Raw genomic sequence first — 22,039 nt, 5'->3', positions numbered from 1 at the left:
GTGCTATTCGATCTCGACGGCACCCTCGTCGACTCCAACTTCCTTCACGTCGAGGCGTGGGACCACGCATTCACATCGGTGGGTCTGAGCGTGCCGTCCTGGCGAATTCAGCAGGTCATCGGTGCGGACTCCAGCGTCTTGATGGACACCCTGGCGGGGACTGCGCCGGAAGCCGTGCAGGACGCGGCGAAGAAGCTTCACGATGAACGGCTCGGAGAGCTTGCTCCGAGGTTGCAGGTCCTTGATCAAGCGGAGGCGTTGGTCGCGGCGATCGCCGCGCACGGCACCCGAGTGGTGCTGGCGACCTCAGCCCCGCAGAACGAGCTCGACCGGATCTTGGACATCCTCCCTATCGAGGAGAACACGTACGCCGTCACCTCGTCCGAGGACGTCGAGAAGGCCAAGCCGGAACCGGACATCATCTCGGTGGCGCTGCAGAAGGGCGGGGTGGAGGCGGCAGGCGCGATCATGGTCGGCGACTCCGTCTGGGACATGAGATCTGCCGCCAAGGCGGGCGTCCGCGGTGTCGGCCTCCTGTCCGGGGGCACTGGCGAAGCCCTCTTGCGGCAGGCCGGGGCCATCAAGGTGTTCGATGACGCCGCGTCGCTACTCGCCGCACTGGAGACCAGCATCCTGGCCACGCTCTGGCACGACGACGCCCCCGAATGACAGCGAACAGTTCCGTGGCCGATGCTGACCCGTTCGACCTTGCTCGGTTCGTCGACGCTCAGAACGATGGGCAGACCTACTCGGTCGCGCTCGGGGAGATCTCCCGGGGCCGGAAGGTCTCCCACTGGATGTGGTTCGTATACCCGCAGGTCGCTGGGCTCGGCCGCAGCGCCACCGCGCGACGTTTCGCGATCCGCTCCCTTTAAGAGGCGCGCGCATTCGCCGCGCATCCTGTCCTCGGAGCTCGGCTGCGAGAGAGCGCGAAAACCATGCTCACCGCCCCCGGAGCTTCGGCGGACGCCGTCTTGGGTGGCACTGATGCGGTCAAGCTGCGATCGTCGATGACCTTATTCGCGGAGGCCACCGACGACGCCGTCTTTACCCAGGTGCTCGATCGATGGTTCCACGGCGTGCCGGACGAAGCGACAGTCACGCTTCTCCGCAGGAGCTGACGGTCGGTGCCCGAGGGGGCCCGGATTGGCTGTGCCCGACCCGAGAGTGTTTTGAATGACATCTCAATGTCATCGACGGGGTCGCCGTTCTTCTCGTGGACATGGGCGATCCGGCGGCCAGTTTCAGCGCATCAGATCTCGACGGAGTGATCATGGTCCGCAGTGTTGTGGTCTCAGCGGGCGGGCCGGCCTCGAAGGGGGTCGGAGGCGGGCACGTTGGACCTCTCGGCAAGACCGGTGATCAGAGCGGCGAGCGCCGTATCGGCTGACACTTTCGGTTCCCAACCCAGAACGGTGCGAGCTCGGTCGGTATTCATGACCGGGACCTTTGCGGCGATGTCGACCCAGCCGGCATCCACCGGCAGAATCCGCAGCCGCCACGCAACCGTCACGGCGGCACGGATGACCCGATACGGGAAGGGGACTGCCCGCGTACCCAGCACGGACGCGACAAGGTTCGGCGTGACGACGGGCTCCGTCGCGATGTTGAACGCGCCGCCGGCGCGACGGTCGATCGCACGCCAGAACGCGTCCGCGAGGTCCGACGCGTGCACGACCTGCGCGACGAAGCGCGGCGACAGCGGCAGGAACGGGATCCTGATGGTCTTGAGCCACCGGGTCGGAACCCAGGAACCCGCGAACAATCCGAGGATCTCGCTGGCCGCGGCCTGCTGCATGACCAACCCCGGGCGAAGCCTGGTCACGACAATGTCAGGGTGCGCTTTTTCGTACACGTCGAGGGCGTACTCGTTCAGGGCCTTCTGCTGGGAGTAGCTGGACTCCCGGATCCCCCACACCGGCCATGACTCGTCCCTCCGATGCTTCTTCGACGACGCCGCATACGTGCCCACCGAAGACGCATAGACGAGCTGCGGGACTCCCGCGGCCGCGACGGCCTCCATGACGTGCTGGGTCCCCGTGACGCTCGTGCGCATCATCGCTGCCTGGTCATGCGTCGGCTGGAGCGCCCACGCGACGCAGATGACGGCGTCGGCACCATCGAACACGTCGGTCAGTCTTGAGGCCGAGTCGTCGTCCCCGATGTCGAGGGCATGCCATTGGACGTTCGCGTACGGCGGGACGGTGTCATCGGGGCGCCGCCGGGCGATGCCGACGAGATCGACACCTGGTTGCTGGTGGAGGCGCGTCAGAATCGCTGATCCGACGTTCCCGGTTGCTCCGATGACCACAATGCGCATGCCTTTGACGCTACGCGCGCCCCGCTCTGCAACGACCAGGCAAAAAAGCGTTGCCGAAGGGCAATAAGCGCCGCGTAACGACTCCCCCGAACCGCGCAGACCGCCACACACGTAGTCTCGTGTATATGAGGCTTGCGAGGATGCGGCAGGATCGAAAGCACGCAGTTCAGCGCTTACAGCGCATAGCCGCCTTGCAAGCTGAGCTAGACGTTCAGGGCCAACGGTCCGTCGACCGAACACGGACGATTGAGACCAAGGCTGCGTATACGACTACAGCCGCGGCGGCCGTCGTAGCGGCCAGTATTGCTGTTGTCGGACCGGCGTGGAAGGACCTGACGGCCGTCGTCCCACTCATCCTGGCGGCTGTGACAATCCTTGTTTCTACTCGTGCGATCACCCCACTATCTTTGGGGGTGGTATCCGCGGGCGACCTGGTGTCTCGGTACGTCAATGACGACATGCCTCTCGTAGATCTTCACGACACTTTGCTAGAAGTGCGGAAAAGCGAAATCGAACTGCGGGACGCTCTAAACACTAAGCGGGCGGTCTCCATGACAAAAGGATTCCATTTTCTCTCCGCCAGTGTCATCGCACTTCTGTTATCGGCAATAATCAGCGGACTCGTTCAATCAGAGGGAGGCCTCCATGGCCCAGCAGGAACGCCCCAACCCGGAAGATCGACCAGCGCCCCAACCACGCCCTAACGTCGAGGACGTCTTCACAACTCTCACGCACGGCGATGATGCCCCGAACACCAAGGCCGACGATGAGTAAGAAGCCGGAACCCACACCGCCCCCTAGGCCGCCCGTGGAGGAAGTATTCAAGCACATTCAAGAAGGCGAAAAGCCGCCGTCCAACCCACCTAAAAAGACTCAGTAGACCGCCTCAGGAGACGCTTGCCTATCGGACAGCCGGCCACGAACCCTGCTTCGTAAATTGGCGTTCGTGCTCGGTCAGCTCCCACGGGTTAATGCTCTCGGCTGGGTCGTCGTAGACCGGCGGGGCATCGTCGTCTGTGCGTGGCGGCGGGGTTTCTTCTTCCGCCCAGGAGAAAGCATCCACCAGGTCTCTGCCTTACGGTTTCGTCGTCGGCTGCTCCCCCAGCGGCGACGCGGTTGTTTTGATCCGGCCGGAAATCATTCCAGTGGTCGTGTTCGGATCCGACCACGACTGGTGCGGTCAGATACCCGAGCTCTTTGACGTAGGCGAGGGCCGCCGGGTTCTCAGTGACGTCGACGACCTCGTAAGTGAGCCCCTTCGCGTCAAGGGCAAGGCACGACAGGCGGCACTGCTGGCACGACGGGGTCGAGTAGACGGTGATCATGATTTCCCCTGGTTCCTTGTAGGTCTGTCTCACTCGTGGGCCGTAGCTGGCACGTCGACGTCGTGGGTGACGATGGTCCGCACGTGGTCGTGGTCGCACTCCCAAAAACTGGAAAGCACATTGGCGGCGATCTTCTCGGCAGTGACCCCGGTCGAGGCGGATTCGGGAAACGTCACGGTCACGGTGACGCTGTGCACTGGTTCGGTTGAGGATGGCCCGTATCCGGCGCCGCCCCTCTCGGGCCCGTCCTCGCCTTTTTCAAATGTGGCACGGTGCTCGTCGTCTGTGTGGCCGGGACGACGGGTGCACGTCCACTCCGTCCCAACGACGCCCCACGTGGATGCCGCACACACGGCCCCTTCCGGGTAAAGGTCCGCGGCCGGTGCTTTCGGGTCGATCTGCTGGCCGATGGTGTCGGGGCGGTTGTAGGTGATGATCACGGTTCTTCTCCTGCTGGTTTCGGTTGCTTAGTTGTGGTGGCGCGGCCTGACAGCCCTGCCGGAGGCGGGAGGGGGCAATGAGTCGTTGTCCCCTCCCACCTGGTGTCACTCGCTGTGACGGGTGAGGGTGCCCACGAACGTGACGAGCTCCGGCCCGGTGATGGTGGCCGTGTGGCTGAGGTCCCACCCGTTCGACGCGAACGATGCAAGGTCGCTGTCTCGCTCCTCCAACTTGCGAAGCTGCCGCTGCAACTCTCCCTCCCCGAAGACCGGAACAAACGTGGTCACCGTGGTGATCTGTTGGCTCATGTGCTCTTCCTCTCCCTCTCGTTCTTTTTGCCTTGGAGGCACGAAGTGTCGAGCAGAACGGGCAGGAGCTGTGCAACCCAAAGGGCGGCGGAGGAGAAAAGTTCGGCCAAAATAAGGAAGCTTGCGACCGCGGCCGTACTTGTCGGAGGAAGGCGGTGGCGCAGCCACTAGAACAGCTCCCGAACGGACGTACGATGCCGCAGGCTCCATGGCAAAAAGAACAAAGCCCGCAAGGGCCAGAACCGGCCGCGAAGTGGCACCTCTAGGAGCGAAGCGACTACCGGGCACGCCGGAATGCTCGTCGACCATGCACCGCGAAGAGGAACCTCTCCCTTACGGCGTGGGCGTGAGAAACCCCCGAGTTGGTCGGCAGCTGGGGGGAACGTCCGACGCCCGGGGGCATTGACCACTGATTGGGGGGAACCAGCCGTTGCGTCAAAAGTACGCGGCGCCGCGCTCGCCCGGTAGAGAGTCGACCCCATTCATCGCACGGCTCGCGTGAATAGCAAGGGGCTCTTAGGCCGGCCACTGCTCCGGCTCGACTTCGTGCCGATCATTAAACGCCCGTACTTGCGCCTCGTGCTGGAGCATCCATGCCACCGCAGAGTTCAAGGTGTTGAAGGTGCGAAACCACGGACGACCACCGTTGTCGTCACGGCAGTGCGCGTAAGCATGGAATACGTGCCGGCCTTCGAGTGAGAGCATCAGGACGTAACTGAGCGGGACGGCTTTGTGCCGGCGGACCTGCCAGGTGCCCCAGGTTCCCGGTACCGGCGGGCTCGCAAGCGGGTGAGGGGGAATGGGGCGGCGAAGGATCCGCTCAACGCTCTCCCCCGTACCCTGCACACCCATGCTCGGGAGCGTAGGAGTGGCCGCCGACAGTCCGACCGAACCGGTGTCAGCGCGGGAACAGCACGGCCGCGCGCTTACTGAGCAAATAGGAGTCAAGGTCGCGTTGAAGCAACGGGACACCGTCTCTTTGGGTCATGGTGACGTCGGTGTACCAGTAGAGGCGGCGTATGTCTTTCGGTGACCGCTGCTGGGCGAGCTCCCGAGCCTCAGCGGCAGTAAAGAGCCAGACGACGTCTCACTCAAGGAACGTGAACGCCAGCACTTGCGCAGTCGTGTCGTGAGGAAAATTCCATCCGATGGCGTTTTTGCCGATGCCTCCGGCAGGCATAGCGCGCTCCGCGGTCATGACTTGAACGGTCGTGGCAGAGCCTGTTGCGGGTGCATAGACGACGAGGTCGATTCCGGAGTCGGTGGTCAGGCGCGCACTGTCGATTCCGAGCTTGAGGAGCTGGTACTGCACGAGCAGTTCCCCGGCGGCACCAATGTGTTGCGTCGTCCTTGGACGGATCGGCGTCTCGTCACTCACTGACGGCGTCCTCTAGGTTCCGGTTTTGCCAGTCGCCGTAAGTCAGCCCACTGCTCTCCTCGATCCAGGACGTTCGACCATTCGCCGAACGCCCTTGAACGACAGCGGCCGCAGCAGAAGGGCTTGCAAACACCTGGTTCCGAGCAAACATGGCTGGAGATGAGGAGATATCCAGGGTGCCGTCGCGTTCGAGACGATCTCGTAGCGAGACATAATTATGCTTCCCCGTCTGCGTCGTGCGGGCCTGAGAACCCCTGAGGACGGTAAATTCTCCGTCCTTCTCGATAGCGTACGCGACGCGACCTTCTCCTCGGCTTTCGAGAACAAATCGAGGAATGACCTCCGGGCTCGTGGGCGCGAGGACCGGTGCATCAGCGGGGCTGACCTGAGTGGCTGCGGCACGGAGAACGTTGACGCCGAGGACCGGCAGCGCGATGAGCGCTTGAGTGATGAAGTACTCCATGTCGGAGACATCGCCCTCGGGGAGGGCGATGAGGGGTGGGGCCGTCCCGTTGATGAGCTCTGAGCGTTGCGCCTCGCGAGCGATTTGCAGGAAGCGAGACTCGAGGTACCGGGCATGCGCTTTCGTGAGGTTCGCGTCCTTGCTGGTGAGCAAGACGGCGCGCTCCCAGAAGTCCTTCTCGCGAGCGTGGCTGGTCAGGCGCGTGCTGATGTCGTCGCCCTCGCCGATGTAGACCTGGAGACCACCGACGCTGTCGGGCGCGTCTCCCAGGAGCAAATACACGCCCGTGCGACGCGCCTCTTCGCGGCGAAGCAGCGCAGGCAAATCAGACCGAGGGCCCGCAAGAAGATGGCCCGTCCAGTTCATGATCTCCGCGGTCACCAGACCGCCGGGTGTTCCATCCACCAGAAACAGCCGAACAGACTTTCCTGACTTCGCCACAGCTCCCCCCTCGTCATTGATCCGTCCGCAGTTTATGGCAGGTACAACATCGTCTCGATGGCAGGAGGTTGGGCGGGTTGGCGTCGAACGTCGGCGGTTTGCCCAACAATAGAGTTGTGAGTATCGCGCCCCTCCCCCACGTCTCCGACACGGCGCATCTCCGGAAGGCGCGAGGCGCGTTCTTCACCCCGGAGCCCCTCACCCGCTTCATCACCGACTGGGCCGTCCGCACCCAGAGCGACCTCGTGATGGAGCCCTCCGCTGGCGACGCGGCATTCCTCGTAGAAGCTGTCCGCCGCCTCAGCGATCTCGGTGCAGAACGCCCCATAGTTGCTGGCGTAGAGATTCACGCCAATAGCGCACGAGTTGCAGCTGAGCGGATCACGGAAGCCGGCGGCATCGCCGACATCACACACAGCGACTTTTTCCTCGTTGACCCCGAGCCGACCTACGACGCTGTGATCGGGAACCCGCCCTACATCCGCTACCAAGACTTCACCGGCGAGTCCCGAACCCGCTCCCGCGCCGCCGCTCTAAAGGCCGGCGTCGCCCTCAACGGGCTCGCCTCTAGCTGGGCAGCCTTCACCGTCCAGTCCGCCCTGTTCCTAAAAGCCGGCGGCCGGATGGGGCTGGTTCTGCCTGCTGAGCTTCTCAGCGTGAACTATGCAGCTCCCGTACGCCAGTTCCTCTTTGACCGGTTCAAAAACGTGGAGTTGGTCCTCTTCAGCGAGCAGGTATTCCCGGAGGCTGAGGCTGACGTGGTTCTCCTGCTGGCCGATGGATATGACAAGGGCCCGACGGACCACGCGGTCATTCATCAAGCACGCGACGGCGAAGCGCTTGAGACACTTGGCGTGCCGCTGACCTGGTCGCCCAAAAGCCCCTCGGACAAATGGACCGGCCTGCTCGTCGGGACCAGTGCCTTACGCCCCCTCCGCGACCTGCGTGAATCCGGGGCGTTCACCAACCTGGAGACGTGGGGCGACACCACTCTTGGGATGGTCACCGGCAACAATTCCTTCTTCGCCCTCTCCCCCGCGCGCGTCAAAGAACTTGGTCTCAGTCGCACGGACCTTCTCCGCCTGTCGCCACCCGGCAGCTCACACCTTCGCGGCCTCGCTCTGACCCGCCACAACATGGGCGAGCTGGGTGGCTCAGGCAAATCGACGTGGTTGTTCCGCCCCGGCGACAAGCCGTCTGCGGCCGCCGCCGCCTACATCGACGCCGGCCATAAAGCCGGTGTCGACCAGGCTTACAAATGCCGTGTTCGGAAGACCTGGTATCAGGTCCCCCTCCTTCCGCCAGCGGATCTGCTGCTGACATGCATGAACGCGGACACCCCGCGCCTCACGACCAACAAGGCGCACGCGCATCACTTGAACTCCGTTCACGGCGTCTACCTCGCAACTGCGCACAGCGAACTTGGGAAGGAGCTGCTCCCACTCGCGTCCCTGAACTCGGTGACGTTGCTGAGCGCAGAAATTGTGGGCCGATCCTATGGGGGCGGGATCCTGAAGATCGAACCGCGCGAGGCGGATTTGTGGCTCATGCCGAGCCCGTCGCTGGTCATGAAAAATGCAACAGTCCTGAGGACACTCCGGCCGACCGTAACTCGTCTGCTTCAAGCCGGGCATCTCCTCGAGGCAGTTGCCAAAGTGGACGAAGTTCTTCTTGATACCGGTGTGACGCGTTCCGAACTCGGAGTGATACGGGCCGCACATATGACGTTGCAATCGCGAAGAATGACGAGGGGCAAGAGTGCCGGACGACTATGAACGCGATCTAGCGGTTGACCTGGGTATCTCGCAGCCGGCCGCCGAAATTAAAATGAAGAAGGAATCGACGTATACGTCCATCGCGTGGCCCCTTTTTGATCAGATTATTTCGGAGGCAAAGGGTGGCGATGGCGCCTACACGAATCCATGGCAGGTCGTTGACGGAAGTACCCAGTTCCGAATCGACGAGGCCGTGCTCACGCGACTTCTAGGTGTGCCTCTGGCCATCAAAGGAGTTGCCTCGACCTCAGGAGTACTTGCTATCGCCATCGACGTATGGGCTGCTTACGAACTTCGTCGGGCCGGCTTCGAGCCAAACGCGATCTGGCCTCGCGAGTCAATGCCCCGCGTGCTACCCGTTCCGGTCGGAAATCTTCTAGTTAGCAAGGACCTCTTAGCCACCCAGAAACGCGAACTTGCGAAGCGCATAGAGGGCCGGTCGAGCGTGCAGGGTGTCGCTGGAGCCGAAGCTAAGGTTTTGGGCAAGTTATATGAGAAACAGATTGATGTCGGGATGTCTCGTTGGGAAACGGGTCCGGAAATCCTGATTTCGACCAAACGCATGGACGGTGCGTACGGCAAGAACCTGGCGAATCGCGCAGAAGAGAGCTATGGAGATGCGAAAAATCTTCGGCTGAGATATCCCCTTTCTGCATTCGGTTTCATCTTCGCCCTACGTTCCGATGTACTGACTGCGAGCCCGAAGGGCGCTCGCGCTGTCACAGACCGACTGAGCAAACTTGAGCGGGAAAACGATGCCTACGACTCGACCTGCTTGCTCCTCATGGAGTACGCCGATGCGGTCGAGTGGTTGGACACGCCCACTTTGGATGACCTGCCTTTGATGAAGCTTCGCTGGGACGCCATGCCCACGCATCTCGACCCGAATACGTTCTTCCAAAAGATCGTCAAGCGGGTTCTCGAAGTTACTCCCGAGAATTATCACGCAGAGGCGCGTACCCGTCTGGGCACGGTCGAACCAGACAACTTGCCCCCCGCGTAACCGCCTTCGACGGTGATTCGGGTATTCAGTTCTCTAAGCCTTGTCGGCGGGAGTTACCGTGAAGAGGTACGAAGTAGGTCGGCCCGCCTGACGCTTTGCGTCGCGAATGACGTCCGTGACTAAGCGACTCACTCCACCCCGACTCTTGAATACGCTTTTTGGGTCGTAATCTGCATTCCCCTGCAACTCCGCGTCGACGTGATAGTTCGAGGAATCTACGACTTCTGCCGCGATCACCTCAAGTGCAGCAATCACTGCGGCTTCTTCCTCCGGCAACCACGCTTCCGGCTCGTCCATAAGCTTTGCACCGGCGTCGGTGATCGACAGCACCACCGTGACCAGGTGCACCAAAGTGAAACGGATTGACGCGTAGCTGGCACGGAGATCGGGGCGAAGCTTGCCCCTCTGGGTACCTACAGCCTTATCCAGCAGGTGCAGCAGATAAAGGCGGTCGGGGGTGATCGTGCGGTTGAAAATGCGTCGGTAGTCCTGGTCGAAGAGCCGCACTTTACGAACGGCCGCCCAAGGCTCCCCCAGATACGCAGCGGTGATGAGCTGAGCGGCAAGGGTATTTTCGAGGGTTTCAGACGCAGACACGATTTCGCCGACTCGCGTGACGAGAGCGAACTTATTGCCGAATCGTTCCGCAACACCTGCCTGGAGATCCCTCATGGTGGAGTCGCTGGAACGTTGATCCCGAAGAGTCACTGCATTCTGGTTATTCGACCTGTAGGTGATCAGGTCAGCCACCTTGTCGTCGCCCGTAACTTCTACGACCTTGACGATGAGCTGGAGCTCGTTGGTGAGGGCGTTCTTGTTGTCGTAAAGAGTGATTAGCGATTGACAACCATTGACCACACCGACGCCTTCCAGCTCGATGGAGCCGTCCGTAACCTGCCCAATTTTGTTGGTTAGCAGCGTCAATCCGTTGTGATAGGCCGGGAACAGGCGGTGCTCGTCGAGGTTCTGCACCGTGCTTCGTAGCTCATTGTTGATCCGCGTACGGCCCGCGAACAGCCTGACGTTTCGGCTGAAGAGAGAACGATCGTCGATGCCCGGGAGTGCTACCAATTCGAGGGCCGGAATTGCGCAAACGGCCATCTTCGCGTCATGCGTCAGGTCGATGACCATCGGGACCGAAGTTGTCTGTAGTTCTCGGGTGTCGTCGATCAAAGAGGGGCGTTGAGTGCGCTCCGCGACATCCGTTAACCGGGTTCGTTCCCAAACTTCAAGTGGTGGCGGTCCAACCCTGCGGGCATCCGCATAGGACAGGCCGGCTGAATCCAGCTCGGCGTTGGTCACAAACACGAGACGCACAACATGACCACCATTGGCGACCTTGTCTCGAACGCCTTGGCGGATTAGTAGGTTCCGAAGTTCCTGATTTGGACCAGCTGCAAGAAGCTGATCGATACTCTCTGGTGACTCGAACCAGGCTGCGGCCCCGACCAACGATTTTAGGTCAGTGTCGCCCTGCGTTGAATGCGTAGGGTCTTTTCGGAACTTCGACTGAAATATGGTGATCTCCGCTAGATCGTCGTCGACCACGAGGGCATCGATAGGGACTGCTGAGGGTTTAGTTGACTCGGTTTCCTAGGCCGCGATTGCGGCCTGTGGGTTGATTATGGCTTCGTACTCGACCGGTGTCAGCTTGCCGAGGCCACGTTGGCGCCTTTTCCGGTGATAGCTGGCCTCGATCCAGGTGATTATCGCCAGCCGCAGCTGCTCCCTTGTAGCCCATTTCCGCTGGTTCAGAACGTTCTTCTGCAGGAGCGCGAAAAACGATTCCATCGCAGCGTTATCGGCGCACGCACCGACTCTGCCCATCGAGCCGAGCAGCCCCGCCTCGCTCAAAGCGCGGACGTATGTCTTGGACCTGAACTGGCTGCCCCGATCGGAGTGGACCACAGTGCCGGCCGGGCTCCGGCGGTCGACAGCCATCCGAAGTGCGTTGACAGCGAGGGACGCTTTCATTCGGTGGTCAATCGAGTAGCCCACGATCCGACGGGAGCAGGCGTCCTTCACAGCGCACAGGTAGAGCTTGCCCTCGGCCGTCTCGTGCTCGGTGATGTCGGAGAGCCAGAGCCGGTTCACATCCGGAGCGGTGAACTCTCGTTTGACCCTGTCGTCGTGCACCGGTGGGCCGGCTTTGCGGTTCAGGCCGCGTTTCTTCGAGTGCAGCGACCAGAGCCGCTGCTGGGAGCACAACCGCCAGACACGTCGCTCCGATGTCCGATGCCCGGCGGCCTTCAACTCATCGGCGATGAACCGATACCCAAACGTCGGGTCGTCCTCGTGAACATCGAGAGCCGCGTTCGTGAGATGGGCGTCGTCCCAATCGCGCTGACTGACCGGGTTGCTCCTCCACCGATAGAACGCCTGCTTGGAGAAGCCGAGCACCCGGCAGGCCACCGTGACGGGGACTCCGTCAGCGGCAAGGTCAAGGACCAGCGGGTAACTCATTTTGGGAGTTGAGACTGGGCGAAATACGCCGCCGCCCGGCGCAGGATCTCGTTCTCCTGCTCGAGCAGCCGGATCCGTTTCTGCGCCTCTTTCAGCGCCGCTTGCTCGGCCGCCTTTGCTGCTGCGGTTGACGCTGACGCCGGATCGAGTCCCTCGTCACGGTCTGCTACTCGAAGCCACCGTTGCAAGCACGTCTCGGAGATCCCGAAGTCTTTCGCGACTTGTCGATGCGATGCCTCGCCTCGGCGGGCGACCGCGATCACGTCACGTCGGAACTCCGGTGGATAGGCCTTCACCATGTTGAACATCCTTCCAGCAAGGGCGAATGCCCCTACCGATTGGAGTCAACCGAACCCTCAGCAGTCCCATACCTTTGTCACCGCCCCCGTCACAGATAGCAGAATCTGCATCCTCGGGATCTACTCGCCATGCGTTGATCAGGAACCAGGACAGGAGAGCAGCTGATTCAGTGCGGCTACCGATTGTCTCGGATTGGATTCCTGACTGAAGAAGGGTGTCGGCTTCTGTTAGGGGCGCTGGCATAACTGAAGCGTAGATCAGAAGGCGAATCGCCCCAATGGCGCGGCGGGATACTTAGCGAGGGTGAGTGCTGAGAAGGTGCAGGGTAAGGAGTCCACGGAGTGTAGATCCGCCATAACAAACTCAGATTGCGGTGCCCGATTTTCGAAGGCGTCTTATGGCGATCCTCTTGCTGAGCGCCTCCTCCAAAGGCTTGAGCCACTCAAGAACAGTTCCCGGAACGAACATCTGGATGATCCCAATTGCAATCACGAGGAGACCAGCGATAACACAGGGAATTCGCAACGATTTAAGTGACGACGGAAAAACGCCGGGGAAAAACGCGCTAAGAATTCCGGCGGCCACCAAAATAATGGCGACAGTCAGTGTGCCTGCAACGACCCACCCGTGACCGACCCGGGCAGACATGCGAACAACCTCCGCACGTCGTGCTCGCTCCGCGCTAGCCCTGTCCTCTGCGGCCTGCTCGAGCCTGAGACGCTCTGCCTCCAAGGCGGCGACTTGTTCTCGGAGCTCGCTCTTCTCGTCTTCGGCTCTTAACCAATCCCGCGTGATGGAATCTGTAGCTGTTGTTGCCGAATTAACTTCGGCCTCTGCCTGCGCCGCCCGTTCTTCTCCCGGGCGTCGGTACTCGCTTCGAACTCGATCGAGGACATCCTGTATGGACGTGTCATCGAGTTCGTCTTCGTCTCCGAGCGTGACCTCCATAAGGGCACGGCGTGGCTCAGGACCGGTACGGAAGATGACTGCATCTTGGTCCGTCATGCTCCCCGAGGCCACGAGCCGGTCGACTTCGTCGAGGTACGCGCCCCAGAGGTGGGAGGCTGGTTGCATTCCTGCGTAGGCGGTCGCAATGAGCTGCGCTTTGGGTAACCCCTCAGCTGCGTCTGGCCGCCGCACCCAAAGGGCGGCGGCCAGCATGAAGTCGGTCATGGCTAAGGGCCACCCCGTCGACTCTCGGGCAAAGTCACGAGATACGCGGGCAACATCGACGTTAGTCGTCACCAATACCGCCACCAACCGCTCAATTTGGGTGGCAGCGTGACCCTTCCGCAGCCGGTGTACGGCGGAAAGGCTGTCGACGTCGTAATTTCGGGTTCCGACGCTCCGGTAGCCGATGGCGTTATCGAGCCTGGTGCCGAGATCCGTTTCGTCGAGGCCATAGGTCATGTAGTCATCCGGCTTCTCTGCGATCTGCACGCCTCGCGACTTGAGATCGTCGTGCAGATGCGTTCGGATTGAGAGCAGATCGGCCGGCCTGAAACCATTCTGGATAAAATGAGCTTCGATTCGCGCCGTCGACCGCCGGCTTCCTTTTGATGGCCTCAGAGCGTTTTCTGCGTTGGAGAGAACTCCATCCAACTCTCGCACTGAATGCTCGAACGCCGATATTCGTGCCCCGAGCGTCTGAGCCAAGACAACTAGCTGGGTAGTGGCCAGTTCGGCCGCTTCTCCGTGCCACCCCATCAAATCGATCATGACGGGAGTGTCAAGAAAGATGGTCAGCTTGTCGAGATTTTGGCTCAGGCTCGACGTGTCCATAGACACAGTGCTGGCCAGGATCGCTCCCTTTGCGGCACTTTCGACATATCCGAACGCAGCCTGGTCAGACTGGCTGAGAACCGAGACGAAAGTTGATATGAGGTAGTCAAAGCCAGGGTTCGTGTGCAAGGTCCCGCTGGTATCACCGCGCAAGGCCTGCGAGAGCAAATCAATCGAGTGAGCTTGAAAGTAAGCGCTGAGTTGCTCAGTAAGGTTTCGGTCTGGCTCCGCTGCATGTTCGGGTGAAGCTTCGACTAGAAAAAGTCGGAATTTGGCAACGAGCTCTGCCTGCTCCCGTCGAAACTGGGTGATCTGCTCCGAGATGCGAGGAGCATCTCGGGCACCGCGTTCCGTCAGGCGATACCCCGTCTTTTCGTTCCCCTCGACAAACTTGGCCGATACGGCCCGCTTGACGAGGCGTTTCACAACCAAGCTGGGGATCGAGATTCCGAATCGATCTGCAATCAGCGCGGAGAGTTGGCCAGAGTCACCGGCTGGCGACGACGACTCGGCAACAGCGTCTAGAACGAAGCCCCGAAAGTTGTCAAGGAAGCTCGGGGCTTTGGCGTTGTAGTTGGCCCGCAACACTGCGTAGCCGATCAGCGATTGTTGGATCTCCGGCAAGTCAGTCGCTCCCCCGCAAGTAATGGATTCCTTTTGCCAGATTAGGGCAGGCCTCGGACATCCCAGCTCGTTGACCGCCGGTCCTCGACGCTGAAAGTCGATTCCTTATCGAACAGCTTGTCCAAGCTCATGTACCTCAAGCTCGCGAAACTAGACGGCGTATTTGACAAGTACAGCTGGTTCGTGCCGAGGGCGCCTGTTGGCAAGAGGAAATCACTGGGGAGTCTCGAAAAACTAAAGCTTTACGAGACGTCTCATCCACCCACTGATGTCTAGCGATGGTCGACGCCACTCCCCCGCATCTAAACGAAATCGTCAAACCTCGCCACTGTCTTGCAATGTTGTCTCAGCTTTTTTCACGACCAATATCCCTAGGGATAGGAGATAAACCAATGCCAGCGACGCATTGCTGCGGCCATCCCCTTGTTGACCGCCGCAGCCCGTTTCTATAGACGCATTGCGACCGTCCTAGGACGTAATCGAGCCGCGCTGGAGCGCCCTCGAGTTTGGTCGCTCTCCTTCTTGCTACGGTCATGCAATGACGATCACTCAGGATAGGGATGAGCCGATTTCCAAGGGCGAGTACTGGTTGCTGGCGATCGGCGGCCTCATCGTCGTTGTCTTTTTGTTCTTGGCGAACAGTCTCGCCCACGGTTTTGTGGAGTGGATCGGGGTCTTCGGAGTCGGCGTCACGATCGCAGCCGTCTTCGTAGCCGGCGCGATCTACTTCAATCAACGACGTTCATCGGCGGCCTCCGAACGCCGGATGTCAAAAACTATCGAGCTCGGGCTCGCCACAAAGGTCAAAGACGACACATCAGACGACAAGATCGAGGCAGAGCCCGACAATTTTCCACCGGGATACGCCGACCTCGGCGCGCCCGTCTCTGGAGAACCCGAGGTGTTACGACTGCTTCGAGATGAGGTTCCGCTTCAATTGATTCGGGATTTGGTGGTCGGATGGGAGCAGGCCAATGAGGACGGTTCCTGGAACGTGGGCGATCTGCGGCTCGTGCTGCGTAGACGTGGCAAGGGTAATCACGCTTGGTGGTTCGTCTTCAGCCGGCCCGGTGGAAATCGAGTGCTGAAACTGAGCCGCGGTGGGAGAGGCAATGGGCCGGATGACATCTCAGTACGCGACATGACGACTTAGACCGGAGAGGCACAGAGACGTGAGGAAGACGATGACGCTCATGAATCCGAACTGTCTCGTTAGCGGACTTTGTCGAGACCTTAGGGTCGTGAGACGGACCGTCACCTCACTGTAAGACTTACAGTTCTTTACAGATTCCAATTCAGAGCTTGCCTAGAAACTCTGGATCCTCTAGATTTAGATTCAGAAGTTATTAGAGGAGCAGAAATGAACGGCACGCTGACCATCCATGGAGAACTCGCAACGTTGAGTGAGCTAGCCAAGAAAATAGACGAGTGGTTCCCCCAGGTCCTGAGCCTCGAAAGTCAACCTGACGCCTGGGGCGGTTGGACCGTTGACACCATGACCGTCCTGTTAGGTCGACTCCACCCTTGGCAATTGCTGTTGACGAGTTTTATGGCCTTGGGAGCTGGTCGTCGAACCGATTCCGAGGTGCGTTCCAGATTTGCCCTCGGCAATAGTGGACTTAAAGGCCAAACCGGTGCGGTAACGAAACAGATTGCCAAGATGGTGACTGAGGGATTGATCCCGGCAGACGCGTCACACTTGGTGAAAGTAGAGTCCGGCATGTTCGTGACGCCGGAAGAGCTCGTGCCGATCATTCGGGCCGCACTCTCCAAGCCGGGTCTCGAAGGAGCACTCGTCGAAGCACGGGCAAGCCAGCGCCTAGACGAGAGGTAAGGGTTGGCCAGTCGAACCTAGGCTGTTCTCAAACCAATCACGGGGGAAGCATGACAGAAGAGATCGAGATCGTCGGTGACGACGAGGGTCTGGTGATCCTGGGGCCATCGGACCGCGTCGAGCGTTGGCTGAGGAACCACGGACTGCTTGAGATATCGAAGAGCATCTCGTCTCTGCGGCTCAAGGCTCTTCTCGACACCGGCGCCAGCTTGGCGAACGCAGCATCGGCGATCGCCGAGAGATCCGGCAGCTATCTGAAGCTGACACCCGAATCAGCTCAGAAAGTCCGCGACCTCGGGCTCATGAGTACGTCCACGCCGGGCATCAGCCATGCAATGGTGGGAGACCCGGGCAAAATCAGTACATGGATCCAAGTAGAGGATGGCCCCGGCTCTCTTCTTGCGAATCCTGCTGCCTTAGCAAACGTCGGCACGCTTCTGATGCAGCTGTCCCGACAATCGGAGGCGCGGCAGCTCAAGGCCCTTCTCCTCTCCATCGACCAGAAGCTCGACGACGTCAGGCGCAAGCAGCGAGACGTTGACCTTGCAAAAGTACTCAGAGCGTCGGACGCAATCTCCGAGGCCTCAAACATTCTCGAACACGGCGGAGACCTGCTCACGGTGTGGAGCAAGGTGGTGTCAGAGTCGGGCACTCTTTTCGAAGCGCAGCGCAGCGCACTACTAGATCTCAGCGCACTTGCCGAAAAGGCGGCTCTGAAGGAGAAGGTCGGCGAGCTCTCGAAAGCCGCGGCCGAGATTGAAAGCCAAATTGCGGTCTTGCTCGCAGTCCTGGGTCGGATCTTCGAATTGCAAGATGAATTCAGGGTGCTCGAAATCGAGCATGTACGGCTGACGGCACCCGCCAGTCTTGATGGCCACCGTGCTGGTCTGGCCTCTGCCCAAGAATCGCGGCGCGACCTCATCCTCGAAAAGACCGGCGCAGTTCTAGCGGCAATGGACAGAGCCGGCGGCATCGCCAACGCTAACATCGTGCTCCATTTCCGGGCAGCTCATTCCATCATCGGGTCGGGTAACTCGACCGGTAAACAGGTCGAAGAGTTCTTCGTCCCCCTCGGCATCGAGTCGGGCCGCGAGGTAATGAAAAGCACGCCGTGGATTGAGGCCATCCGCGATCCAAGTCAGCTTCTGTCCGCAGGCAAAGATGTTGGCAGGGGTGCTCTTGTCGGAGGCGGCGTCGTCGCTGCAATCGCCATCGCCTCCTTGGCGAAAGATGCGGCGGGCAACAAACCCAGCGCCTGACATCCGCAGGCTAGGCCCAGTCACGAAGCTAGGGCTGGCAAACGGGATCTAGTCTCCTAGTTCCGGTTCAGCCCGTGCCTCCTCGAATCAAGGGCATCCTTAAAGTGTTTCTCTGCCAGGTCAATCTTCCTTGTCGGGGTCGCAGGGTCGAACACGCGGAGCAGTGAAAAGCGGAAGTGACCCGGATGAACCCGACGTAGCTCAACGTTTCCCCCGTGGCCGTTGGCCGCATAGGAGCTCCATCGTTGAAAGATGTTCTCGAGCCCGTCAGCCTTGCCCACGTAGTGACGCCCGTCACTGGTGTCCGTGATCAAATAAATCCCGATGACGGAGGAAAGCGCCACTTGCCACGTGGCGTAGCGCTGCTGGGTCATCACTGCTCGAAGTGACTCGTAGTCCAGAATGAGCTCGTCAAAACCGGGGAACGGAATCGGCTTCGAGTCGGCAATCTCGACAACCGGGTAGGTCCCCGCAGTTGACGCCTTGATCCGCCAAGCTCGAGCCGACTTCCAGCCAATGACTAAACGCTTCCTGAGGTCCTCCATGTGATGGCAGACCGCAACATCAAAGGTTCGCAGTACCCCGTCGTTTGCGACCTCGCCGCGGTTTTCGAGCACTGCCCACAGGCGTGCGCGGTCACGACCCTCGCCGATGAAAACAACCCAGTATCGCGGTGGAATCGCAGGGAACGCGTTGGTTGCTTTCGCACCTTGGATGCTCGTGTATTTAAGGATCTCGGCATCCGATGAGTTGGCGTTAATGCCGACGAGCCCGCTGTCCTCATGCACAGGCACGTATGAGTGCCGAAGAACCATTGCATCACTTGGGTTGATGCCGGCGTCAAGAAGGACGGGGGCAAAAGTCAGAGGCATCGGCAGGTCATCTCGTCTCGTGAGTCTGCAAAGGCTCATCGCGACCTGGAGACACCTGGTCGTGAAGTGCGCCGAGCTGTCCAGGATCCAACGAGCCGTTCGCGAATTCTGGAATGGTACCGCCGACATAAGCAACCGACGTGATCGTCAGGGGCAACGGGACAGCACGACACTCGTGACTGCTGGACTCGTCGCGCCCTCCCTAGACCCTCACTCGGATCTGTCGACACCAGGTCAGTAGACTACAAAGCGACACGATTCTCGCTCGTGGGCAATGTCGTGTTGGGCTGTACCTCAGAGCATTCCAGCTTCGCGATGACGAGGGTGTCGCCGTCGCGGCAGGCAGCCAGGGCTTCGCGGAGCCCTGGTCGAGCTCTGTTCGTGCCGGTCAGCCCATGGTCGGTATGGATGTCGGCCGGAAGGACGCCGAGTCGTTCGAGGGCGACGCGTTGGGCGGTGAGGTCTTGTTCGTATGTGGACACGCGTGCGTATCCGATAAGTAGTGGGTTCATGACGCGACGATGCGATCCTCGGACCGTCCGGTGGCCGACCGGCCAGCGGGCATGCAGAAACGAACCGAGTTCGGACAGATTGTCCTACCGAGCTGTGAGGCGCACGCGGCATGGGTGCCAATGTCGGGACTACTTACCGACCCAGAAGGAGGCTGCCATGAGACGTCGTGAGGGTGGATCAACCCAGGTGACACCTGCGGCTTTCATCAGTGTTGGCTGCGTGCTGGTGCTCGTCGGTTGCTGGGGCTTCGTAGCTTCAGCACTGCACGCTGCGAACAACATACGAGCCGGCGGGGACGTGCTCATCGCGCTCCCCGCCGGTCTCGTATGCATCGTCGGCGGCGTCTTCCAGATGGTTCGGCGCGGCCGCTAGAGAGGACCTATGTCAACCCGCGCGTGAGGAAGATGCAGATCCCGCCGGCGATGAAGACAGCAACGCCGACCCAGATCGGTGCCATCGCCAGAACAGGCGTTTCGGGTACTACTGCTTCGGCGTGTCCCCGCGTCCGTTTCCGGCATCCGGAAACGGTCGTTTCTGGGCGGCTATCCGACGCACCACAGGCGTCGCGATGGCCAGTAAGGTGCTGACGTGCCCTCAACAACACTCGCGGACATCACCTCCCGTCTCGATCTTGACCCCGCACTAGCCGACGATGCTCGTGCTCTCCGAAAGGCGATCCGCCGAGCCGTGAACGATCTGGGATCAAGTGATGCCGAAGAGACTCGGGACTGGCACGCCCAACTGATCGTCGCTTTGGAACAAGTCGAGACGATCATGGCGTCCGAAAATGGTGCCGCAACCTCTGAGATTGCGAAAACCTCACAAGATTTAGTGACCCTTCCCGCCGAAACTGTGTCGTCTTTGCTTCGCCTGCTCGAGAACAGGGAGGTGAGTGCTCCGACTCCCGGTCCCGCACTCGAGCACGAAGCGGAACTCCAACTCCGAGACAGCAAAGCAAGCTCACGCGTCGAAGCTACAAAGGACTTCCGGAAGGGCAGGACGTACCCATTCGCCGGACTGGGCGGCGCAATCGCTATCGCATGGGGCGCGCGAGAGCCGCTTGGCATCACCGACCTTCACGTTCCTGGGATCATCTACTTCGCTGGCGCCGCTGCTGGTATCGCCATCACTGCCGCTGCCTACTGGATAGCGCGCAGGAACCAGGAGCGAGATGAGCGGGTGCTGGACGCCCTTTACGAGACAGAGGTGCAGGAAAGAGCGCTACGAGAACTCGCGGACCGCGAGGAATTCGTTTTCGATAAATCCACCTACATTGCAGCTCTGAGCGACGAAATCCAGCACGGACGCTATGTCTACGTCCTTCCGGAGTTCCGGCCGCGACCCGGCAGCACAGTTAACCTGCTTGGCGCTCTCCGAGACGCCGCAATCTTGGGGCTCGATCGATTTGTGGCGGCGGGTGTTCTAGAGAAGAAGCAAAGCGGCGTTCTCACGGTCTTCGAGATTCCCGAAAAAAACCGATCCAGTGCGCGTGTAAGGCGCTCTCGTAAGCCTCGACGCTAAATGCCCTAACAGCACGGGAAAGCCCCCGACCGGACAGAGTGGTCGGGGGCTTCGGCGTCCGTACCGGGAGAGAGTCGGTACCGATGGGCTCGAGCGGGTCGGACAGAGTGACCCGTCGAGAGCTAGGTGCCAGTTCCACCGCTCGGGAGTGCTGCTCGAAGGATCAGGCTCATGAGACGGAGACCACGGGCGTCCCGGTCGGCGTCAACGCTACGTAGCTCTCCCGCGATGGCAAGCGAGAGTAGGTCTACGTCGGACTCTGAGACGTACGGATCAGCAGCAACTTCTTCGATCGCCGAGCGCAACGCGATCGCCACAGCCGTCCGTCCTTCTGCGCGAGCTGCGTCAACCTCGCCTCCGAAAGAATCGGCACTTCTGGTCCTCACCAGGGGCGAGGGCCAGCCCGTGCGTCGGGAATGCCAGGCACACGTCCACGCCGGATCCCACGGGCTCCTGATTCGACCGGTTAGAGAGGCTCCATAGCTGCGCGAATGCGTCCTTCTCCTGGTGCGGCGCGGAGCTCAGGCGGAAGGGAAGTGGCCGGCGACCGCAGCGGCGGTTGCGGCGACATCGACCGGCCCGTTCGCCGCGGCGAGCAGCTTCACGAGCTTCTTCGGCCAGAGGACTTCGACGCCACGAGTGCGGAACGAGCCGCCGAACAAGGGCCAGTTGGCGTCGACGAAGCAGAGAGCACCGGTCACGGGGACGGCACCAGTCCGCTGGCCGAGAACCTTGCTGACGAGCGCTACCTGACGAAGCACTCCGTCGACCAGCTTCGTCCGATCGCCGCCGACGATGAGCTTCTCGACGCGTGGTCGGAAGAGCCCGCCCTCGACGCGCAGCGCGGGCCGCTTGTTCTGGTACCGCTTGGCATCGACGACCCAGACGCCGCCGCGGGTGACGACAATGTGATCGATGTTTGCGCGGGTCCGCGGAATGCGGCGGTCGTGCAGCACGACGATCCCGTCCGAGGCGATCGCCTCGAGGTGAGATCCGACCTTCGACTCTCCCGTCGCGCCGGACTTCCACGCCGAGGTGCTCTGCTTCTCGTCCGTGAGCGCAACGGCGATGCGCCCGAGGCGGCCCTGGCCCCACTTTCCGCGGACCTTCGCCTCGTCATTGGCGCGTCGGCGCTCGTACTCACGCTGCGCTGATGCTCCAGCCGCGTTGCCCTCATGCGTGTCCATGCGCTCCATCCATTCAGAGCCGAGAACTCCGCGCCAGTCCCCTTCCTGGGCGTGAATCCAAAGCGGCTCGGCTCGTTACGCCAACGTGCTGGATATGAAAGGAGACCGGTAGGAGAGCACCGACTGTGCAAAGAACATGATGGCCAGCACGGACGGCTCGGATGGATCGTCAGAGCGCAAGCAGATTTCGATCATGAAGGTCGACACTTCGGTAGTCGCATGTCGGGAGA

At 60.9% G+C, this 22,039-nt stretch carries 18 protein-coding genes and 2 pseudogenes; 8 read left to right on the top strand and 12 right to left on the bottom strand.

The window, feature by feature from the left end; genetic code table 11:
• Positions 1-669 carry an HAD family hydrolase gene (locus tag AC3CBB_RS15590; protein WP_488625296.1) on the top strand — a complete coding sequence of 223 codons (669 nt, stop codon included), beginning with the start codon at positions 1-3 and terminating at the stop codon, positions 667-669.
• Positions 666-1,121 (top strand): annotated as a pseudogene (locus AC3CBB_RS15585) (DUF1810 domain-containing protein). The gene AC3CBB_RS15590 and the pseudogene AC3CBB_RS15585 overlap by 4 nt, the downstream one beginning before the upstream one ends.
• Before the next feature lie 173 nt (positions 1,122-1,294).
• Here AC3CBB_RS15585 and AC3CBB_RS15580 read toward each other — a convergent pair.
• The 6 genes from AC3CBB_RS15580 to AC3CBB_RS15555 all read right to left on the bottom strand — a co-directional run bounded on the left by AC3CBB_RS15580 (position 1,295) and on the right by AC3CBB_RS15555 (position 6,676).
• Entirely contained in the window at positions 1,295-2,320 is a 1,026-nt protein-coding gene (locus AC3CBB_RS15580) for an NAD-dependent epimerase/dehydratase family protein (RefSeq protein ID WP_488625295.1), read from the bottom strand.
• 968 nt (positions 2,321-3,288) lie between these two features.
• A complete protein-coding gene (locus AC3CBB_RS15575; protein WP_488626755.1) occupies positions 3,289-3,645 on the bottom strand; it encodes a glutaredoxin domain-containing protein in 357 nt (118 codons plus the stop codon).
• Positions 3,646-3,674: 29 nt separating this feature from the next.
• Positions 3,675-4,085: a hypothetical protein gene (locus tag AC3CBB_RS15570; RefSeq protein ID WP_488625294.1), complete on the bottom strand. Its 411-nt coding sequence runs from the start codon at positions 4,083-4,085 to the stop codon at positions 3,675-3,677.
• A 105-nt stretch (positions 4,086-4,190) separates the two neighbouring features.
• A complete protein-coding gene (locus tag AC3CBB_RS15565; protein ID WP_488625293.1) occupies positions 4,191-4,394 on the bottom strand; it encodes a hypothetical protein in 204 nt (67 codons plus the stop codon).
• A 1,087-nt stretch (positions 4,395-5,481) separates the two neighbouring features.
• Positions 5,482-5,772, bottom strand: a complete 291-nt coding sequence (locus AC3CBB_RS15560; RefSeq protein ID WP_488625292.1) for a hypothetical protein — start codon at positions 5,770-5,772, stop codon at positions 5,482-5,484.
• On the bottom strand, positions 5,765-6,676 hold the full coding sequence (locus AC3CBB_RS15555) for a GIY-YIG nuclease family protein (RefSeq protein ID WP_488625291.1): 912 nt from the start codon (positions 6,674-6,676) through the stop codon (positions 5,765-5,767). Before AC3CBB_RS15555 ends, AC3CBB_RS15560 begins: the two co-directional genes overlap by 8 nt.
• 116 nt (positions 6,677-6,792) lie before the next feature.
• Here AC3CBB_RS15555 and AC3CBB_RS15550 point away from each other — a divergent pair, with 116 nt between their 5' ends.
• Together AC3CBB_RS15550 and AC3CBB_RS15545 are read left to right on the top strand one after the other, a co-directional pair.
• The gene (locus tag AC3CBB_RS15550; RefSeq protein WP_488625290.1) at positions 6,793-8,451 is read left to right on the top strand and encodes an N-6 DNA methylase; all 1,659 of its coding nucleotides are present in this window, start codon (positions 6,793-6,795) and stop codon (positions 8,449-8,451) included.
• Positions 8,435-9,454, top strand: a complete 1,020-nt coding sequence (locus AC3CBB_RS15545) for a hypothetical protein (RefSeq protein ID WP_488625289.1) — start codon at positions 8,435-8,437, stop codon at positions 9,452-9,454. Before AC3CBB_RS15550 ends, AC3CBB_RS15545 begins: the two co-directional genes overlap by 17 nt.
• Positions 9,455-9,487: 33 nt before the next feature.
• On the opposite strand, the gene AC3CBB_RS15540 is transcribed toward AC3CBB_RS15545, so the two are convergent.
• The 3 genes from AC3CBB_RS15540 to AC3CBB_RS15530 all read right to left on the bottom strand — a co-directional run bounded on the left by AC3CBB_RS15540 (position 9,488) and on the right by AC3CBB_RS15530 (position 14,623).
• Entirely contained in the window at positions 9,488-11,002 is a 1,515-nt protein-coding gene (locus AC3CBB_RS15540; protein WP_488625288.1) for an AIPR family protein, read from the bottom strand.
• Positions 11,003-11,047: 45 nt separating this feature from the next.
• Positions 11,048-12,216, bottom strand: a protein-coding gene (locus AC3CBB_RS15535; RefSeq protein WP_488624446.1) for an IS3 family transposase whose coding sequence is annotated in 2 segments (ribosomal slippage) — positions 11,048-11,928 and positions 11,928-12,216 — 1,170 coding nt in all. Because the reading frame shifts where the segments join, the coding sequence is not laid out codon by codon here.
• Between the two features lie 364 nt (positions 12,217-12,580).
• Positions 12,581-14,623 (bottom strand): hypothetical protein, encoded by a 2,043-nt coding sequence (locus tag AC3CBB_RS15530; protein WP_488625287.1) that lies wholly within the window; start codon positions 14,621-14,623, stop codon positions 12,581-12,583.
• Between the two features lie 538 nt (positions 14,624-15,161).
• On the opposite strand from AC3CBB_RS15530, the gene AC3CBB_RS15525 reads away from it, so the two are divergent.
• The 3 genes from AC3CBB_RS15525 to AC3CBB_RS15515 all read left to right on the top strand — a co-directional run bounded on the left by AC3CBB_RS15525 (position 15,162) and on the right by AC3CBB_RS15515 (position 17,716).
• On the top strand, positions 15,162-15,776 hold the full coding sequence (locus tag AC3CBB_RS15525; RefSeq protein WP_488625286.1) for a hypothetical protein: 615 nt from the start codon (positions 15,162-15,164) through the stop codon (positions 15,774-15,776).
• Between the two features lie 207 nt (positions 15,777-15,983).
• On the top strand, positions 15,984-16,457 hold the full coding sequence (locus AC3CBB_RS15520) for a hypothetical protein (protein WP_488625285.1): 474 nt from the start codon (positions 15,984-15,986) through the stop codon (positions 16,455-16,457).
• A 50-nt stretch (positions 16,458-16,507) separates the two neighbouring features.
• Entirely contained in the window at positions 16,508-17,716 is a 1,209-nt protein-coding gene (locus AC3CBB_RS15515; protein ID WP_488625284.1) for a hypothetical protein, read from the top strand.
• 56 nt (positions 17,717-17,772) lie between these two features.
• Here AC3CBB_RS15515 and AC3CBB_RS15510 read toward each other — a convergent pair whose 3' ends face one another.
• Together AC3CBB_RS15510 and AC3CBB_RS15505 are read right to left on the bottom strand one after the other, a co-directional pair.
• On the bottom strand, positions 17,773-18,588 hold the full coding sequence (locus AC3CBB_RS15510) for a GIY-YIG nuclease family protein (protein ID WP_488625283.1): 816 nt from the start codon (positions 18,586-18,588) through the stop codon (positions 17,773-17,775).
• Positions 18,589-18,890: 302 nt separating this feature from the next.
• Positions 18,891-19,100, bottom strand: a pseudogene (locus AC3CBB_RS15505) (recombinase family protein); the annotation flags it as partial.
• Between the two features lie 589 nt (positions 19,101-19,689).
• Here AC3CBB_RS15505 and AC3CBB_RS15500 point away from each other — a divergent pair.
• Positions 19,690-20,622 carry a hypothetical protein gene (locus AC3CBB_RS15500; RefSeq protein ID WP_488625282.1) on the top strand — a complete coding sequence of 311 codons (933 nt, stop codon included), beginning with the start codon at positions 19,690-19,692 and terminating at the stop codon, positions 20,620-20,622.
• 521 nt (positions 20,623-21,143) lie between these two features.
• Here AC3CBB_RS15500 and AC3CBB_RS15495 read toward each other — a convergent pair.
• Positions 21,144-21,809: a nuclease-related domain-containing protein gene (locus tag AC3CBB_RS15495; protein ID WP_488625281.1), complete on the bottom strand. Its 666-nt coding sequence runs from the start codon at positions 21,807-21,809 to the stop codon at positions 21,144-21,146.
• Positions 21,810-22,039 lie beyond the last annotated feature (230 nt).

The sequence above is a fragment of the Frondihabitans sp. OV104 genome (genome assembly GCF_057787745.1).
The sequence above is the reverse complement of the archived record's forward strand: the minus strand, read 5'-3'. Positions and strand labels throughout refer to the sequence as shown.

Coding starts and splice junctions, on each gene's coding strand:
- AC3CBB_RS15525 (WP_488625286.1), top strand. CDS start 15,162: ATGACGATCACTCAGGATAGGGATGAGCCGATTTCCAAGGGCGAGTAC.
- AC3CBB_RS15580 (WP_488625295.1), bottom strand. CDS start 2,320: ATGCGCATTGTGGTCATCGGAGCAACCGGGAACGTCGGATCAGCGATT.
- AC3CBB_RS15515 (WP_488625284.1), top strand. CDS start 16,508: ATGACAGAAGAGATCGAGATCGTCGGTGACGACGAGGGTCTGGTGATC.
- AC3CBB_RS15520 (WP_488625285.1), top strand. CDS start 15,984: ATGAACGGCACGCTGACCATCCATGGAGAACTCGCAACGTTGAGTGAG.
- AC3CBB_RS15495 (WP_488625281.1), bottom strand. CDS start 21,809: ATGGACACGCATGAGGGCAACGCGGCTGGAGCATCAGCGCAGCGTGAG.
- AC3CBB_RS15575 (WP_488626755.1), bottom strand. CDS start 3,645: ATGATCACCGTCTACTCGACCCCGTCGTGCCAGCAGTGCCGCCTGTCG.
- AC3CBB_RS15565 (WP_488625293.1), bottom strand. CDS start 4,394: ATGAGCCAACAGATCACCACGGTGACCACGTTTGTTCCGGTCTTCGGG.
- AC3CBB_RS15510 (WP_488625283.1), bottom strand. CDS start 18,588: ATGCCTCTGACTTTTGCCCCCGTCCTTCTTGACGCCGGCATCAACCCA.